We start from the raw sequence: 14,202 nt of genomic DNA, 5'->3' as shown, positions 1-14,202 counted from the left end.
AGGATATATGAGTCAACTGTTTGTTCGTACCGGCATTCATTTCAGTTCCAGTCAGCAGGCACTGGAACACATTGGCGCAGAGATGCTGGCGCGAGGCGTCGTACATGACAGCTATCCCGCCGCCCTGCTCGAACGCGAAGCGACTTTTCCCACCGGCATCGCCCTGGAGAAGCATGCTGTCGCTATCCCGCACTGCGAAGCGATCCACGCGAAATCACCGGCCATTTACCTGATACGTCCGGACATGCCGGTCTCTTTTCAGCGCGCTGACGACGACGGCGAAATCGACGTTTCGCTCATCATCGCGCTGATTGTTGAAAACCCGGCGGCACAGCTGAAGCTGCTGCGCCGGTTATTTAGTGAGCTACAAAATCCGCACACGCTGGAGGCACTGCTCGCCGCTTCCGACGATCGGCTGCCGGTGCGGTTCCAGCAATTAATCCTTGAGCCCGAGCTTAGCGCCGTGGCTTCATAAGATACTGATAATAAAAGGGGTACCCTATGAAACGTAAAGTTATCGTCGCCTGCGGCGGTGCCGTCGCCACCTCCACGATGGCGGCAGAAGAGATTAAAGAGCTGTGTGCAGACCACAATATTGAACTGGATTTGGTGCAGTGCCGGGTCAATGAAATCGAAACCTACATGGACGGGGCGGACCTGATCTGCACCACTGCGCGCGTGGAGCGGACCTTCGGCGACATTCCGGTGGTGCACGGCATGCCATTCGTCTCGGGCGTCGGCATTGAAGCCTTACAACAGAAAATCCTCGGCATCCTCGCGGAGTAAACGCCATGTTTAGCGAAATCATGCGTTATATCCTCGATCTCGGTCCGACGGTGATGCTGCCGATCGTGATCATTATCTTCTCCAAATTACTGGGGATGAAGCTCGGGGATTGTTTTAAATCCGGTCTACATATCGGGATCGGGTTTGTCGGCATCGGGCTGGTCATTGGCCTGATGCTCGACTCCATCGGCCCGGCGGCAAAGGCGATGGCGGAGCATTTCCAGATTAATCTTCACGTGATCGACATCGGTTGGCCGGGTTCATCACCGATGACCTGGGCGTCGCAAATCGCCCTGGTGGCGATCCCGGTGGCCATCGCGGTCAATATCGTGATGCTGGTTACCCGTATGACCCGCGTGGTGAATGTTGATATCTGGAACATCTGGCATATGACCTTTACCGGCGCAATGCTGCATATCGCGACCGGGTCGTACTGGATAGGTATTCTCGGCGTGGTGGTGCATGCTGCTTTTGTGTATAAGCTGGGCGATTGGTTTGCCAAAGATACCCGCGATTTCTTCGGCCTCGAGGGTATTGCGATCCCGCACGGCAGTTCGGCGTATTTAGGGCCAGTTGCCGTCCTCGTGGATACCATCATCGACAAGATCCCCGGTCTTAACCGTATTCACTTTAGCGCCGATGACATTCAGAAACGCTTCGGCCCCTTCGGTGAACCGGTTACCGTTGGCTTCGTCATGGGGCTGGTGATTGGCGCGCTGGCGGGTTACGACCTGAAGGGCATTCTTCAGCTGGCGGTGAAAACCGCAGCGGTGATGCTGCTGATGCCCCGGGTGATCAAACCGATTATGGATGGCCTCACCCCGATAGCCAAACAGGCGCGTAAACGTCTGCAGGCTAAATTCGGCGGCCAGGAATTCCTGATTGGTCTCGATCCGGCGCTGCTGCTCGGTCATACCTCGGTAGTCTCGGCCAGCCTGATTTTCATCCCGCTGACCATTCTTATCGCCGTCGTGGTCCCTGGCAACCAGGTTCTGCCATTTGGTGACCTGGCCACCATCGGCTTCTTCGTAGCGATGGCAGTGGCTGTACATCAGGGCAATCTGTTCCGCACGTTGATTTCCGGGGTCATCATTATGGGAATCACCCTGTGGATCGCCACCCAGACCATTGGCCTGCACACCCAGCTGGCGGCAAACGCCGGGGCCCTGAAAGCCGGCGGCATGGTGGCCTCAATGGACCAGGGTGGTTCGCCGATTACCTGGCTGCTGATCCAGCTCTTTACCTGGCAAAATGTGGTTGGCTTCGCGGTCATCGGCATCATCTATCTGGCCGGCGTTCTACTGACCTGGCGTCGCGCTCGCGGCTTCATCGCCGCGGAAAAAGCAGAAAAAAGCGCTGCCCCGCAACAAAGTACAGGCATGTCTTGATCTAAAAGGGGAGCGTTCGCTCCCCTGAATCTTATAGCTGGAGAATGTTATGAAATCAGTGGTAATCCATGCTGAGGGGAACGTCTGCGTTGAAGAACGCCCTATCCCCACGCTGCAAACGGAAAACGATGTCCTGGTCAAAGTGGTCAGTTCCGGGTTATGCGGCTCCGATATCCCGCGCATTTTCGCCAAAGGGGCGCATTACTACCCTATTACGCTGGGGCACGAATTCAGCGGTTATGTGGAATCCTACGGCGCGGCGGTAACCGACCTGCAGCCCGGCGATGCCGTCGCCTGCGTGCCGCTGCTGCCTTGCTTCCAGTGCCCGCAATGCCAGCGCGAGTATTTCTCTTTATGTAAACAGTATCAGTTCGTCGGCTCACGCAGCGAAGGCGGCAACGCCGAATATGTGGTGGTAAAGCGCGCCAACCTGTTCCGCCTGCCGGACCAGATGCCAATTGATGATGGCGCGTTTATAGAACCGATAACCGTTGGCCTGCACGCTTTTCATCTGGCGCAGGGCTGTGAAGGTAAAAACGTGATTATTATCGGCGCCGGCACCATCGGCCTGCTGGCGCTACAGTGCGCCCGCGAACTGGGCGCCAACAGCGTCACGGCGATCGATATCAATCCGCAGAAGCTGGAGCTGGCCAAAACCCTTGGCGCAACCCATGTGTTCAACAGTCGCGAGATGAGCGGCCAGGCGATTCAGCAGGCGCTGGAATCCATTCAGTTCGACCAGTTAGTCCTCGAGACCGCCGGTACGCCGCAGACCGTCGCGCTGGCGATTGAGGCCGCCGGTCCGCGGGCGCAGCTGGCGTTGGTTGGCACGCTTCATCACGATTTAACCCTCCCGGCAGCCACCTTCGGGCAGATTCTGCGTAAGGAGTTGAATATTGTGGGTAGCTGGATGAACTACTCTGGCCCGTGGCCGGGAGAAGAGTGGCAAACGGCCACCCGTCTGCTGACTGAAAAACGCCTGCAGCTGGCGCCGCTGATCGCCCATCGTGGCGACGCAGAAAGCTTCGCTCGTGCAGTGCAGGCGCTCAACGGCGCGCCAATGCAAGGCAAAATCCTGCTCAAACTCTCTTGACCGCCCGAGCCAGCCATCAGCGCTGGCTCATCCAACCTTTCGAAAATTATCGTTCACCTTTCGTTACCCTTCGATTACACTGAGATGAGTTAATTATCAGGCAAATCAAGATGAACTCATTTGAACGAAGGAACAAAATTGTCGATATGGTGAATACGCAGGGTAGCGTATTGGTTCTAGACCTTTCGAATCTCTTTGGCATCTCTGAGGTAACGATCCGCGCCGATCTCCGCTTACTGGAAGAAAAAGGACTGTTAACCCGTTTTCACGGCGGCGCCGCCCGTGCGGGTAGCGACCTGACCGACGCCGAGAATCAGGAAGTGGTGCTTGAAGACCGCTATCAGCTTGCCAGCGATCCCAAAAAGCGCATCGCCCATGCCGCGGCAGCGATGATCCGTGAAGGTATGACGGTGATCCTCGATAGCGGTAGCACCACTCTTCTTATCGCCGAAGCATTAGTACGGATGACCAATATCACCGTCATCACCAACAGCCTGCCCGCCGCGTTTACTCTGGCAGAAAATAAAGATATCACCCTGGTGGTGTGCGGCGGTACCGTGCGGCACAAAACGCATTCGATGCACGGCACGATTGCCGAACGTTCGCTGCAAGGTATTTGCGCCGATTTGATGTTTGTCGGCGCCGACGGTATCGACGCCACCAATGGCATCACCACCTTTAACGAAGGCTACTCCATCAGCAGCGTGATGGCCGCCGCCGCGCATCAGGTGATCGCCGTGCTCGACGCCAGCAAATTCAATCGCCGGGGCTTTAACCAGGTACTGCCGATGGAAAAGATAGACTGCGTGATCACCGACGACGGCATTAGTGAAAATGACCGTGCAGCGTTAAGCAGCAAAAAGGTGGAACTGAAGATAGTGTAATTGCACGCTGAGTGGAACATCATGGCGGCTGGTTCTACTTAACCAGCCAGCTTCCACCTTTTTTGGCGCCTATGCGAATCAATCTCCCTTTCGCCTGTAGCCCTTGCAGATGACGCTCAACCGTACGTGCTGATATCCCCAAGATCTCCGCCAGCGCTCTCGCCGTTAATTCCGGCTTTTCGGTTAGCAAACGCAAAATTGCGTTTTCCGGTGGGGCTAATTTGACGTCGATTTCTTCCGACATTTCTTCCGACATTTCTTCCGACACGATGAATGAAGTTTCCAGACCTTCTTTCAGCGCCGCCAGGATATTTTGCAACATCCAGGTCACGAATAGCGTGCAATCACTGGTTTTATCACAAGCACCTAAAATGTCGTAATAACGTTCTTGCTGATGGTGGATCAGCGTTTCAACCGGCAGCCAGGCCAATTCCTGACGCCACTGGCTTAGAATCAACGTCTGCCATAAACGCCCCATCCGACCATTGCCATCAGCGAAAGGGTGAATGAACTCAAACTCGTAGTGAAAAACTGAACTGGCAATTAAAGGATGTAGCTCGGTGTGTTCCAGCCAACTGAGTAAATCAGCGATCAATCTTGGGACCTGGGCAGCAGGCGGAGCCATATGTATCACCTGCGTACCGCGATAAATGCCGACGTTTCCGCCACGTAAAGCGCCTGGACGATCAACCAGCCCGGTCATCAGCGTTTTATGCGCCGTCAGAAGATCGCTAATGTTTGCCGCATGCCATCCGGGCATTAATTCATAAGCACGAATGGCATTTCTCACTTCCTGAATATCCTTAGCCGGCGCCAGAACCCGTTTGCCTTCCAGCAGCGCCGTTACCTGTTCCATGCTCAGGCTATTATGTTCAATCGCGAGTGACGCCTGAATAGTACGAATGCGGTTTTCTTTACGCAGCAACGGCGATGCTTGTCCACGTTTCGCCGACCAATGCCCAAGCAATTCCCCAATCTCAACGACAAGGTTGAGGACCGAGGGTGTGATGCTAAACGGCGGTTGGTAACGGCTCATCGTTTACTCCCCCTGCTGCTCCAGGGCGTACTTATACAACGCATTTTTCTTCACGCCGTGGATTTCCGCGGCCAGCGCGGCGGCTTTCTTCAGCGGCAGCTCCGCCTGCAGCAGCGCCAGAGTACGCAGCGCGGCCGCCGGCAGCGCCTCTTCCTGAGCCTTGAAACCTTCGACGATCAGCACCATCTCGCCTTTGCGACGGTTTTCATCTTCTTTCACCCACGCCACCAGCTCACCAATCGGCGCGCCATGGATCGACTCCCAGGTTTTGGTCAGCTCACGAGCCAGCACCACATAGCGGGATTCTCCCAGTACCGCGCAGATATCCTCCAGGCTCTCCACCAGACGGTGGGTCGACTCATAGAAGATAAGGGTGCGCGGCTCTTCTTCCAGCGCTTTCAGGGTATCGCGGCGGCCTTTCGATTTCGCCGGCAGGAAGCCTTCATAACAGAAACGGTCGGAAGGCAGGCCGGCGGCGCTCAGGGCGGCGATAGCCGCACAGGGGCCCGGCAGCGGCACCACGCGAATATTCGCTTCGCGGCAGGTGCGCACCAGATGGTAACCAGGATCGTTAATCAGCGGCGTGCCGGCATCGGAAACCAGCGCGATGTTTTGCCCTTCTTTCAGTTTGGCAAGCAGGGTTTCCGCCTTTTGCTGCTCGTTATGGTCGTGAAGCGCAAACAAACGGGCGTTTATCGCAAAATGTTGCAGCAGCAAACCGGTATGACGGGTATCTTCCGCTGCAATTAAATCAACGGCTTGCAGCACTTCCAGTGCACGCTGCGTGATATCAGACAGATTTCCTATCGGAGTGGGCACAATATAGAGCTGCCCCTGAGAATTATCCGCTGATTCGTGTTGTTTCATTGTCTCGTCCGTATTGCCGATTTAATATTGAGCATTGAGCCAAAAAAATATCACTGGACACTTATGGTACCGTCAACATTTCTTCGTTCTAAGCCCGCGCGCTGCCTGCCCGTATTGCTGGCGACTCTTATTTTTGCTGGCTGCGGCACCCACACGCAGGATCAAAGCGCGGCGTTTATGCAGGGTACGTCGCAGGCCAACTCCAGTTTCTACTTACAGCAGATGCAGCAAAGCACGAATGATAGCAAGACCAACTGGCAATTACTCGCCATTCGTGCACTACTGCAGGAAGGGAAGAAGCAGCAGGCTATCGACCTGTTTAACCAGCTGCCGGCGAACCTGAACAGCACTCAGGCCCGTGAACAGTCGCTGCTGGCGGTGGAAGTGAAGCTGGCGCAGAACGATTATCAGGCCGCCCGTAATCTGCTGGCTAAGATCGATCCGACAAACCTTGAGCAGCCTCAGCAGGCGCGCTACTGGCAGGCGCAAATCGATGCCAGCCAGGGCAAACCATCGCTGACCCTGCTGCGCGCCTTAATCGCCCAGCAGCCGCTGCTGAGTGACGCCAAACAGCGTCAGAAAAATATTGATGCGACCTGGCAAGCGCTCACCTCGATGCCCCAGGACCAGGCCAATGCGCTGGTGATCAACGCCGATGAAAATATCCTCCAGGGCTGGCTGGATCTGCAGCGGATGTGGTTTGACAACCGCAACGATCCGACGCTACTGAAAGCGGGCGTTAAAGACTGGCAGACGCGCTATCCGCAAAACCCGGGCGCTAAAATGCTGCCGACGGCGCTTGTGAATATGCAAAACTATAAGCCTGCGTCCATCAACAAGATTGCGCTTTTTCTGCCGCTGAACGGTCAGGCGTCGATCTTCGGCCGCACTATCCAGCAGGGCTTTGAAGCCGCCAAAAACGGCGCGCCGTCGGTGACGGGCAGCGCGGTTCCCGCCCAGGTCGCCCAGGCGGCGAATGTCTCCGGTAATGATGATGTGGTGAGTCCGTCGCAGGCAGAAATCAGCGATCTTACCGCCACCGGAAGCCGCGCTGATCCGGTTCAGGCCCCGACGCAGGACCAGGCAGCGCCTGCTGCGGAACCGGCAGCCCAGGCGCCGGCAACATCCGCCACGCCGCAGACTACCGCTTCCCCGGCCACCCAGCCGGTTACCGCGCCGGCCGCACAGCCGCAGCCCGTGGTCGCAACCGCCGCCAACCCTTCTGCGGAACTGAAAATTTACGACACCACCACCCAGCCGATAAGCCAGCTGCTCGCCCAGGCGCAGCAGGATGGCGCCACCCTGGTGGTTGGGCCGTTGCTGAAAGAAAACGTTGAAGAGGTTATCAAGAGCAACACGCCGCTCAATGTGCTGGCCCTCAACCAGCCGGAAAAAGTCGAAAGCCGCGCTAACCTCTGCTATTTCGCGCTTTCTCCGGAAGACGAAGCGCGTGACGCCGCCCGACATATCCACCAACAGGGGAAACAGACCCCACTGCTGCTGGTTCCGCGCGGCGCGCTGGGCGATCGTGTGGTTAGCGCTTTTGCCGACGAGTGGCTGAAGCTGGGCGGCGCCAGCGTCCTGCAGCAACGTTTTGGATCCACGGCCGAACTGCGCGCCGGCGTGAACGGCGGCGGGGGCATTGCGCTGAGCGGCACCCCGGTCTCCACCCTGCCATCAGCGCAGAACAGCATCCTCGGCAGTGCGGATGAGATGCCGGTAAGCAGCGGCGGCAGCGTCGATGCGGCCTATATCCTCGCCACCCCGGAACAGATTGCCTATATCAAACCGATGATCGCCATGCGCAACGGCAGCCAGAGCAATGTCACCCTGTACGCCAGCTCGCGCAGCGCCCAGGGCACCGCGGGGCCGGATTTCCGTCTGGAGATGGAAGGCTTGCAGTATAGTGAGATCCCCATGCTGGCCGGCAGCAATCCGTCTCTAATGCAGCAGGCGCTGTCCGCGGTGCGTAATGACTACTCGCTGGCGCGTCTGTATGCCATGGGCGCTGACGCCTGGTCACTGGCAAATCACTTCACGCAAATGCGCCAGACGCCTGGCTTCGAGCTGAACGGCAATACCGGCGATCTGACGGCCAACCAGGATTGCGTGATTAACAGGAAACTGTCATGGCTCAAGTACCAGCAGGGAAAAATCGTTCCGGCCAGCTAAGCAAACAGACCGGCGATGCCTGGGAAAACCAGGCTCGCCGCTGGCTGGAAGGCCAGGGCCTGCGTTTTATCGCCGCCAATGCCCGCGAGCGTGGCGGCGAAATTGACCTTATCATGCGCGACGGCACGGTCACCGTTTTTATCGAAGTGCGCTACCGCCGTAGCGCCCGGTACGGTGATGCGGCAGCCAGCGTCACTCCGCAAAAACAACAACGACTGCTTAAAGCCGCCCGTTTGTGGCTCTGCCGACAGAATGGGAGCTTTGAGACTGTGGATTGCCGTTTCGATGTGGTAGCCTTCACCGGAAACGACATCCAATGGCTAAAAAACGCCTTTGGCGAATAGCGTAATACCAGAAGTAAGGGATCCCGTGCTCGACAGAATCAAAGCCTGCTTTACCGAAAGCATTCAAACCCAAATTGCCGCAGCGGAAGCACTCCCGGACGCCATCTCCCGGGCGGCGATGACGCTCGTCCAGTCCCTGCTTAACGGCAACAAAATCCTCTGTTGTGGTAATGGCACCTCCGCCGCCAACGCACAGCATTTTGCTGCCAGCATGATTAATCGCTTTGAAACGGAACGCCCTGGTTTACCTGCCATTGCACTAAATACCGATAATGTGGTCTTAACCGCCATCGCTAACGATCGCTTGCATGACGAGATCTACGCCAAGCAGGTGCGCGCCCTGGGACACGCCGGCGATGTGCTGCTGGCGATCTCTACGCGCGGAAACAGTCGGGACATCGTCAAGGCGGTGGAAGCCGCCGTGACCCGCGACATGACCATCGTCGCGTTAACCGGCTATGACGGCGGTGAGCTGGCGGGCCTGTTAGGTCAACAGGATGTCGAAATCCGCATCCCCTCCCATCGCAGCGCGCGTATCCAGGAGATGCACATGCTGACCGTCAACTGTCTGTGCGATTTGATAGATAACACTCTTTTTCCACACCAGGACGATTAAGGAGAACACATGAAGGCTCTCTCGCCCCTCGCCATCCTGCTTTCTGCACTACTGCTGCAGGGCTGCGTTGCCGCCGCGGTAGTCGGAACGGCAGCAGTCGGCACCAAAGCCGCAACGGACCCGCGTACGGTGGGAACCCAGGTCGATGACAGTACCCTGGAACTGCGCGTCAATAGCGCCTTGTCGAAAGATGAACAGATTAAGAAACAGGCCCGTATCAACGTCACCGCTTATCAGGGCAAAGTCCTGCTGACCGGCCAGTCGCCGACGCCGGACCTCTCCGCGCGCGCCAAGCAAATCGCCATGGGCGTGGAAGGGACCACGGAAGTGTTTAATGAAGTGCGCCAGGGCCAGCCGATTGGTTTAGGCACCGCCTCGTCTGATACCTGGATTACCACCAAGGTGCGTTCGCAGCTCCTGAGCACCGATCAGGTCAAATCCTCGAACGTGAAAGTAACCACGGAAAACAGCGAAGTCTTCCTGATGGGGCTGGTGACCGACCGCGAAGGCCGGGCGGCGGCGGATATTGCCAGCCGGGTAAGCGGCGTATCCCGGGTGACCACCGCCTTTACCTACATTAAATAAAGCTGCAGTTTCCCGGCTGGCGCTGCGCTTAGCCGGGCTACCGCCCCCTGTACGTTGTGTGCCGGGTAAGGCGTAGCCGCCACCCGGCATCCAATCCGGCTATGCGTACGTTTACGGCAAACTACACCAGCGCCAGCGCACCGACAATCGCCCCGCACAGCGCCACCAGTCCGCCCGTCAGCCACAGCGCTTTGGCCGGGAAGGCTTTACGCAGCATAATCAGCGACGGCACGCTCACTGCCGGCAGTGTGATGAGCAGCGCCAGCGCGGGCGCCGTCCCCATACCCGCCAGCATCATTGTCTGCACAATCGGAATTTCCGCCGCAGTAGGGATCACAAACAGGCAGCCGGCGATCGCCATCGCGATAACCCAGAACAACGTATTATCCACCACGCCATCGGCGTGCGGGAACAGCCAGACGCGCGCCGCTCCCAGCACCAGCACCGCGAGGATATAAACCGGGATCGTGTTCCAGAACAGCGTCCACAGCGCCTGAAGCCAGCGGCTAAAGAAGCCGCCCTGAGTCGCTTCCGACGGTGCAGCAGGCACCGCTACCGGCTGCGTCGCCGCCTCTTTCACCCATTTCTGCACCAGCGTCGCCACAGTTAATACTGTCGCCAGACCCGCCACCAGGCGAACCAGCGCAAACTGCCAGCCCAGAACAAAACCCATAAACACCAGCGTCGCCGGATTGAGCAGCGGGTTCCCCATCCAGAACGCCAGCGCCCCGCCCATCGACACCTGCTGTTTGCGCATCCCGGCCGTGACCGGCGCGGCGCAGCAGGTGCACATCATGCCGGGCAGCGAGAAAATCGCTCCCAGCAGCGTGCCCTGAAACCGCGATTGTCCCAGGGTGCGTAGCAGCCAGTCGCGCGGAATGAGAACCTGAATCAATGACCCGAGCAGCACGCCGAGCACCGCCGCTTTCCAGACGGCAAGGAAGTAAACCATCGCATAGTCCCACGCCGCCATCAGCGGGTTAGCGTCGGCCTGGGCGAGAATGGATTTACCGATACTGTGGGTTTCCGCAGCGGTGAAGGCTTTCCCGTAGTACGGCTGCCATTTGACGTACCACAGACCAACAATCACGACGAGAAAGAAAAGCGCGGGTTTCCACCATTGAAATGGTGACGCCGCCTGAGATGAAGACTGACCAGCCATAGCATTCCCCAGCAAGAAATGTGGATATGAATTGAAGCCGTGAATACTACGCCGGAAGCCTGCGTTTGCAAACCGCTATTCAGCCTGCCGCGCGGCGCGCTCCCGTAGTTCCGATGATGACAGAATTCGCACCCCTTCGTGGGTGGGCGACAGCGCCTCCGCCAGCAGGGCGATCGCCACATCGCGGGCCGCAATGGATTTCCAGTTCCCCGGCAAGAGCCGGAACAATGGTGCGAGGAAGGTCTCATTGGCCCGCTTTTTTTCCCGCTCGCCTGACAGCATCGACGGCCTGGCGATGGTCAGCCGCGGCCAGTCTTGCTCAATCAGCGCCGCCTCCATTTCCCCCTTCACCCGATTGTAGAAAAACGGCGAGTGGGCGTTGGCGCCCATCGCGCTAACCACCAGCATATGTTGCGCACCCAGTCGTTTGCCGGTCAGCGCGGTATCAACCACCAGCGTGTAGTCAGCATGGACGAAGGCCTCTTTGCTCCCGGCCTCCCGGCGCGTCGTTCCCAGGCAACAGAAGACGATATCCACCGGGTCAACCACCTGCGCCAGGGCATCGGTCAGCTGGGGATCGTGAGGATTAAAGACACCTTCCGCTGGCGCCAGCGGGCGACGCGTCGGCGCGGCGATGGTGCTTATACGGGGCTCATTCTGCAGCAGCCGGAGTAAGTGACCGCCAACTAACCCGGTTGCGCCGGTTAATAATACCTGACTCATTGGTTCTCCTTTACAGAATTCTCCGCCTTGCACTTTCAGGCTCATGTTCCAGGCTTAATACCTTACAAGGTAAGTATCCACCATCATCATGGAATTACCTCATTGACCATCCAGACAGTGGAGGAAGCATGAGTAAAAAGATAGCCGTCCTCATTACCGACGACTTTGAAGATTCTGAATTTACCTCTCCCGCCGAAGCCTTTAAGCTCGCCGGGCATCAGGTCATCACGATCGAAAAGCAGGCTGGCAAAACGGTGAAGGGTAAGCAGGGAGAAGCCGAGGTCGCCATCGACAGAGCCATCAATGACGTCACACCGGGTGAATTTGATGCCTTATTGCTGCCCGGGGGCTACTCTCCCGACCAGCTGCGTGGTGATGAACGCTTCGTCACCTTTACCCGCGATTTTGTCAACGGCGGTAAGCCGGTGTTTGCCATCTGCCACGGCCCGCAGCTGCTGATCAGCGCCGATGTGATCCGCGGACGTAAGCTCACGGCGGTGAAACCGATTGTGGTGGATGTGAAAAACGCCGGGGGCGAGTTTTACGACCAGGAGGTGGTGGTCGATAACGAACAGCTGGTCACCAGCAGAACGCCGGACGATCTGCCGGCCTTCAATCGCGAAGCGCTACGCCTGCTCGGCGCCGGCATCACGCCGCCAGTGTAATTTTTTCCCGAAACCCAGCGTGTTGTCGGTAAATTTGATTTCGTCCGGACGAATCTCCCATACCGGCGCCGACAGCATGCGGGCCACCGGGAAGCGCTTGACGTAGCGCTGGCGCATTCGCGCCTCTTCGTCACCGCTCAGACGACGGATCTCGCCTTTGAACTGCACGCCGCGGATCAGGGCCACCGTTTTTGGCTGGCCGTTAACCGTGCCGGCCACCTTCGCCCTCTGTCCGGTCATCTGGCCATGGCGGGTGTGCTCCTCGCTGAGCAGATAAAAGGCCACGGTATCCGGGTCATAGACGTAAAAGGCATTCGCGCACCACAGCTCGTCTTCACGGGAGACGCACCAGGTGACGACGTGCTGTTTACTCAGCCAGCGACCAATGGCGGCAAGCGTATCCATCTTTCTTCTCCATTATGCTATGGTGCACACACCTTACCATAGTGACTTTGTGACCGTGTGCTGGTTTCTGTATCTCATTCGAACCGCGGATAATCGCCTTTATACCGGCATCACCACCGACGTGCCACGCCGCTTTCGCCAGCATCAGGCGGGAAAAGGCGCAAAGGCGTTGCGCGGCAAAGGCGACCTGCAGCTGGCCTTTAGCCACGAAGTTGGTGAACACTCACTTGCATTGCGACTGGAATATCGCGTCAAGCAGCTAACGAAGCGCGAAAAAGAGCGCCTCGTTGCCGGAGAGGATGCCTTCGAAACCCTGCTGGCAAGGCTTAAAGACGATTAAAGTGCTCGCTGTATTCTACCTGGCCATGGACGCCGTCGAGGGCGTCATCCGCCAGACGGTGAACCTGGAACGCCTCGGCGCTGTCCGGCCAGCGGCAGCGGAGATCGAAGCGCGCGGCCGGTTCAAAGCCGAAGCGACGGTATAAATCCGGGTCGCCCAGCGTCACCACCGCGGCGTAGCCAAACTCATTCAGCGAGTCCAGCCCTTCATAAACCAGCTGCCGGCCAATGCCCTGTCCGCGGTAGCGTTCATCTACCGCCAGCGGCGCCAGGCCGACCCACTGCAGCTCTTCACCTTCCACCGCCACCGGGCTGAAGGCAACGTAGCCGATCACCTGGCCTTCATCATCCGTCGCCACTACCCCCAGCGTGATCAGTCCATCTTCACGCAGATCGTGCACCAGCTGCGCTTCGGCATCGCGGCCGAAAGTACGACGCAGCAGCGCGTCGATTCCCGGTGCATCAATCCCAATCTCCACTCGAATCAGCATGCCTCACCTACCGATGTCTGTTCAGGTTTCTGCGGGCTCTTCAGTCCAGCTTCGACAAAATCCGCCAGTTGCAGCAACATCACGCGCAGCGCTTTTGGCATCTGCTCGAGCTCAATGGCGTCCATCAAATTTTTTACATACAGCCCCAGCTCCGTATCGCCTTCAATGACCAGACGACGCTGGAAGAATAGCGTATCCGGATCCTGCTTGCGCGCGGCGATCATTAACAGATCGCTGGCGTCGGCGCTGAAGCTGACGTCGGCGTCGGCCTGCTGGCTGACCACCAGTCGACCATCGACTACCGAGGTATACCACAGCAGACCGATGTCACGCACATGAATACTTAACCAACGCCCCTCAAGAAACTCCAGCTCCCCCTCCGCCAGCGCCTGGCGAAACTGCCAGCTCAGCACTTGCTCCAGCACCTGGCGCTTGAGGGCAAAAGGCGCCAGCTTAACCGGCACGCTCATTAAAGACGGGCCAAAGTGGACCAGCCGGGAACGCAGTTTATCCAACACAAGCTTTACTCCATGAATGCAATAGTTCCGCTATTGTGCCATATCACATAAACAACATAGCGGCGTAAATCAACAAAAACGCGATGACGGCCGCCAGTTATTGGCGCCGCCAATACACTTTTAACTGC

At 57.8% G+C, this 14,202-nt stretch carries 18 protein-coding genes; 11 read left to right on the top strand and 7 right to left on the bottom strand.

Annotated elements, in window-relative coordinates; genetic code table 11:
* Positions 1 to 7 precede the first annotated feature (7 nt).
* The 5 genes from gatA to DR88_RS10315 all read left to right on the top strand — a co-directional run bounded on the left by gatA (position 8) and on the right by DR88_RS10315 (position 4,151).
* On the top strand, positions 8 to 475 hold the full coding sequence (gene gatA / locus DR88_RS10295; RefSeq protein WP_002918116.1) for a PTS galactitol transporter subunit IIA: 468 nt from the start codon (positions 8 to 10) through the stop codon (positions 473 to 475).
* A 26-nt stretch (positions 476 to 501) separates the two neighbouring features.
* A complete protein-coding gene (gatB, locus tag DR88_RS10300) occupies positions 502 to 786 on the top strand; it encodes a PTS galactitol transporter subunit IIB (RefSeq protein ID WP_002918119.1) in 285 nt (94 codons plus the stop codon).
* A gap of 5 nt (positions 787 to 791) precedes the next feature.
* Complete coding sequence (locus tag DR88_RS10305) at positions 792 to 2,174, top strand: galactitol-specific PTS transporter subunit IIC (protein ID WP_002918121.1); 1,383 nt, start codon at positions 792 to 794, stop codon at positions 2,172 to 2,174.
* Positions 2,175 to 2,223: 49 nt separating this feature from the next.
* A complete protein-coding gene (gatD, locus tag DR88_RS10310) occupies positions 2,224 to 3,267 on the top strand; it encodes a galactitol-1-phosphate 5-dehydrogenase (protein WP_004149917.1) in 1,044 nt (347 codons plus the stop codon).
* Positions 3,268 to 3,377: 110 nt separating this feature from the next.
* Complete coding sequence (locus DR88_RS10315; protein ID WP_002918124.1) at positions 3,378 to 4,151, top strand: DeoR/GlpR family DNA-binding transcription regulator; 774 nt, start codon at positions 3,378 to 3,380, stop codon at positions 4,149 to 4,151.
* A 34-nt stretch (positions 4,152 to 4,185) separates the two neighbouring features.
* Here DR88_RS10315 and DR88_RS10320 read toward each other — a convergent pair whose 3' ends face one another.
* Together DR88_RS10320 and rsmI are read right to left on the bottom strand one after the other, a co-directional pair.
* Positions 4,186 to 5,076: a Fic family protein gene (locus DR88_RS10320; protein ID WP_004150941.1), complete on the bottom strand. Its 891-nt coding sequence runs from the start codon at positions 5,074 to 5,076 to the stop codon at positions 4,186 to 4,188.
* Between the two features lie 114 nt (positions 5,077 to 5,190).
* On the bottom strand, positions 5,191 to 6,054 hold the full coding sequence (gene rsmI / locus DR88_RS10325) for a 16S rRNA (cytidine(1402)-2'-O)-methyltransferase (RefSeq protein WP_004144878.1): 864 nt from the start codon (positions 6,052 to 6,054) through the stop codon (positions 5,191 to 5,193).
* Between the two features lie 63 nt (positions 6,055 to 6,117).
* On the opposite strand from rsmI, the gene DR88_RS10330 reads away from it, so the two are divergent.
* From DR88_RS10330 to dolP, 4 genes are read left to right on the top strand one after another with little or no spacing between them, the layout of a single operon-like run.
* Positions 6,118 to 8,226, top strand: a complete 2,109-nt coding sequence (locus DR88_RS10330) for a penicillin-binding protein activator (protein ID WP_025861535.1) — start codon at positions 6,118 to 6,120, stop codon at positions 8,224 to 8,226.
* Positions 8,184 to 8,570, top strand: coding sequence for a YraN family protein (locus DR88_RS10335; protein ID WP_002918206.1), 387 nt, complete (start codon positions 8,184 to 8,186; stop codon positions 8,568 to 8,570). The genes DR88_RS10330 and DR88_RS10335 overlap by 43 nt, the downstream gene beginning before the upstream one ends.
* 25 nt (positions 8,571 to 8,595) lie before the next feature.
* Entirely contained in the window at positions 8,596 to 9,186 is a 591-nt protein-coding gene (gene diaA, locus DR88_RS10340; RefSeq protein WP_002918211.1) for a DnaA initiator-associating protein DiaA, read from the top strand.
* 9 nt (positions 9,187 to 9,195) lie between these two features.
* Positions 9,196 to 9,771, top strand: a complete 576-nt coding sequence (dolP, locus tag DR88_RS10345) for a division/outer membrane stress-associated lipid-binding lipoprotein (RefSeq protein ID WP_002918214.1) — start codon at positions 9,196 to 9,198, stop codon at positions 9,769 to 9,771.
* Positions 9,772 to 9,892: 121 nt separating this feature from the next.
* Here the strand turns inward: dolP and DR88_RS10350 are convergent, their stop codons facing one another.
* Together DR88_RS10350 and DR88_RS10355 are read right to left on the bottom strand one after the other, a co-directional pair.
* Positions 9,893 to 10,933, bottom strand: coding sequence for a permease (locus DR88_RS10350; protein WP_004149921.1), 1,041 nt, complete (start codon positions 10,931 to 10,933; stop codon positions 9,893 to 9,895).
* Between the two features lie 75 nt (positions 10,934 to 11,008).
* Complete coding sequence (locus tag DR88_RS10355; protein ID WP_004181410.1) at positions 11,009 to 11,656, bottom strand: NAD(P)H-binding protein; 648 nt, start codon at positions 11,654 to 11,656, stop codon at positions 11,009 to 11,011.
* A gap of 128 nt (positions 11,657 to 11,784) precedes the next feature.
* Between DR88_RS10355 and DR88_RS10360 the strand changes: the two genes are divergently transcribed.
* Positions 11,785 to 12,321: a type 1 glutamine amidotransferase domain-containing protein gene (locus DR88_RS10360; protein WP_025861533.1), complete on the top strand. Its 537-nt coding sequence runs from the start codon at positions 11,785 to 11,787 to the stop codon at positions 12,319 to 12,321.
* Here the strand turns inward: DR88_RS10360 and DR88_RS10365 are convergent.
* Positions 12,283 to 12,726: a YhbP family protein gene (locus DR88_RS10365; protein WP_002918223.1), complete on the bottom strand. Its 444-nt coding sequence runs from the start codon at positions 12,724 to 12,726 to the stop codon at positions 12,283 to 12,285. The two genes, DR88_RS10360 and DR88_RS10365, sit on opposite strands and share 39 nt — an antisense overlap.
* A gap of 49 nt (positions 12,727 to 12,775) precedes the next feature.
* Between DR88_RS10365 and DR88_RS10370 the strand changes: the two genes are divergently transcribed.
* Entirely contained in the window at positions 12,776 to 13,066 is a 291-nt protein-coding gene (locus DR88_RS10370) for a GIY-YIG nuclease family protein (RefSeq protein ID WP_002918226.1), read from the top strand.
* Here DR88_RS10370 and DR88_RS10375 read toward each other — a convergent pair.
* Positions 13,053 to 13,556, bottom strand: coding sequence for a GNAT family N-acetyltransferase (locus DR88_RS10375; protein WP_002918229.1), 504 nt, complete (start codon positions 13,554 to 13,556; stop codon positions 13,053 to 13,055). The genes DR88_RS10370 and DR88_RS10375 overlap by 14 nt on opposite strands.
* Positions 13,550 to 14,074 carry a ubiquinone anaerobic biosynthesis accessory factor UbiT gene (gene ubiT, locus DR88_RS10380; RefSeq protein ID WP_002918231.1) on the bottom strand — a complete coding sequence of 175 codons (525 nt, stop codon included), beginning with the start codon at positions 14,072 to 14,074 and terminating at the stop codon, positions 13,550 to 13,552. The genes DR88_RS10375 and ubiT overlap by 7 nt, the downstream gene beginning before the upstream one ends.
* Between the last annotated feature and the right edge of the window lie 128 nt (positions 14,075 to 14,202).

This window comes from Klebsiella pneumoniae, from assembly GCF_000742135.1.
In the GTDB taxonomy this organism is placed as follows: domain Bacteria; phylum Pseudomonadota; class Gammaproteobacteria; order Enterobacterales; family Enterobacteriaceae; genus Klebsiella; species Klebsiella pneumoniae.
The sequence above is the reverse complement of the archived record's forward strand: the minus strand, read 5'-3'. Positions and strand labels throughout refer to the sequence as shown.

What these genes read in the sequence shown, in the direction of transcription:
- DR88_RS10360 (WP_025861533.1), top strand. Translation starts at nt 11,785, where the DNA reads ATGAGTAAAAAGATAGCCGTCCTCATTACCGACGACTTTGAAGATTCT.
- dolP (WP_002918214.1), top strand. Translation starts at nt 9,196, where the DNA reads ATGAAGGCTCTCTCGCCCCTCGCCATCCTGCTTTCTGCACTACTGCTG.
- DR88_RS10315 (WP_002918124.1), top strand. Translation starts at nt 3,378, where the DNA reads ATGAACTCATTTGAACGAAGGAACAAAATTGTCGATATGGTGAATACG.
- gatB (WP_002918119.1), top strand. Translation starts at nt 502, where the DNA reads ATGAAACGTAAAGTTATCGTCGCCTGCGGCGGTGCCGTCGCCACCTCC.
- DR88_RS10305 (WP_002918121.1), top strand. Translation starts at nt 792, where the DNA reads ATGTTTAGCGAAATCATGCGTTATATCCTCGATCTCGGTCCGACGGTG.
- DR88_RS10365 (WP_002918223.1), bottom strand. Translation starts at nt 12,726, where the DNA reads ATGGATACGCTTGCCGCCATTGGTCGCTGGCTGAGTAAACAGCACGTC.
- gatA (WP_002918116.1), top strand. Translation starts at nt 8, where the DNA reads ATGAGTCAACTGTTTGTTCGTACCGGCATTCATTTCAGTTCCAGTCAG.
- DR88_RS10330 (WP_025861535.1), top strand. Translation starts at nt 6,118, where the DNA reads ATGGTACCGTCAACATTTCTTCGTTCTAAGCCCGCGCGCTGCCTGCCC.
- gatD (WP_004149917.1), top strand. Translation starts at nt 2,224, where the DNA reads ATGAAATCAGTGGTAATCCATGCTGAGGGGAACGTCTGCGTTGAAGAA.
- DR88_RS10375 (WP_002918229.1), bottom strand. Translation starts at nt 13,556, where the DNA reads ATGCTGATTCGAGTGGAGATTGGGATTGATGCACCGGGAATCGACGCG.
- DR88_RS10350 (WP_004149921.1), bottom strand. Translation starts at nt 10,933, where the DNA reads ATGGCTGGTCAGTCTTCATCTCAGGCGGCGTCACCATTTCAATGGTGG.
- DR88_RS10355 (WP_004181410.1), bottom strand. Translation starts at nt 11,656, where the DNA reads ATGAGTCAGGTATTATTAACCGGCGCAACCGGGTTAGTTGGCGGTCAC.
- rsmI (WP_004144878.1), bottom strand. Translation starts at nt 6,054, where the DNA reads ATGAAACAACACGAATCAGCGGATAATTCTCAGGGGCAGCTCTATATT.
- DR88_RS10335 (WP_002918206.1), top strand. Translation starts at nt 8,184, where the DNA reads ATGGCTCAAGTACCAGCAGGGAAAAATCGTTCCGGCCAGCTAAGCAAA.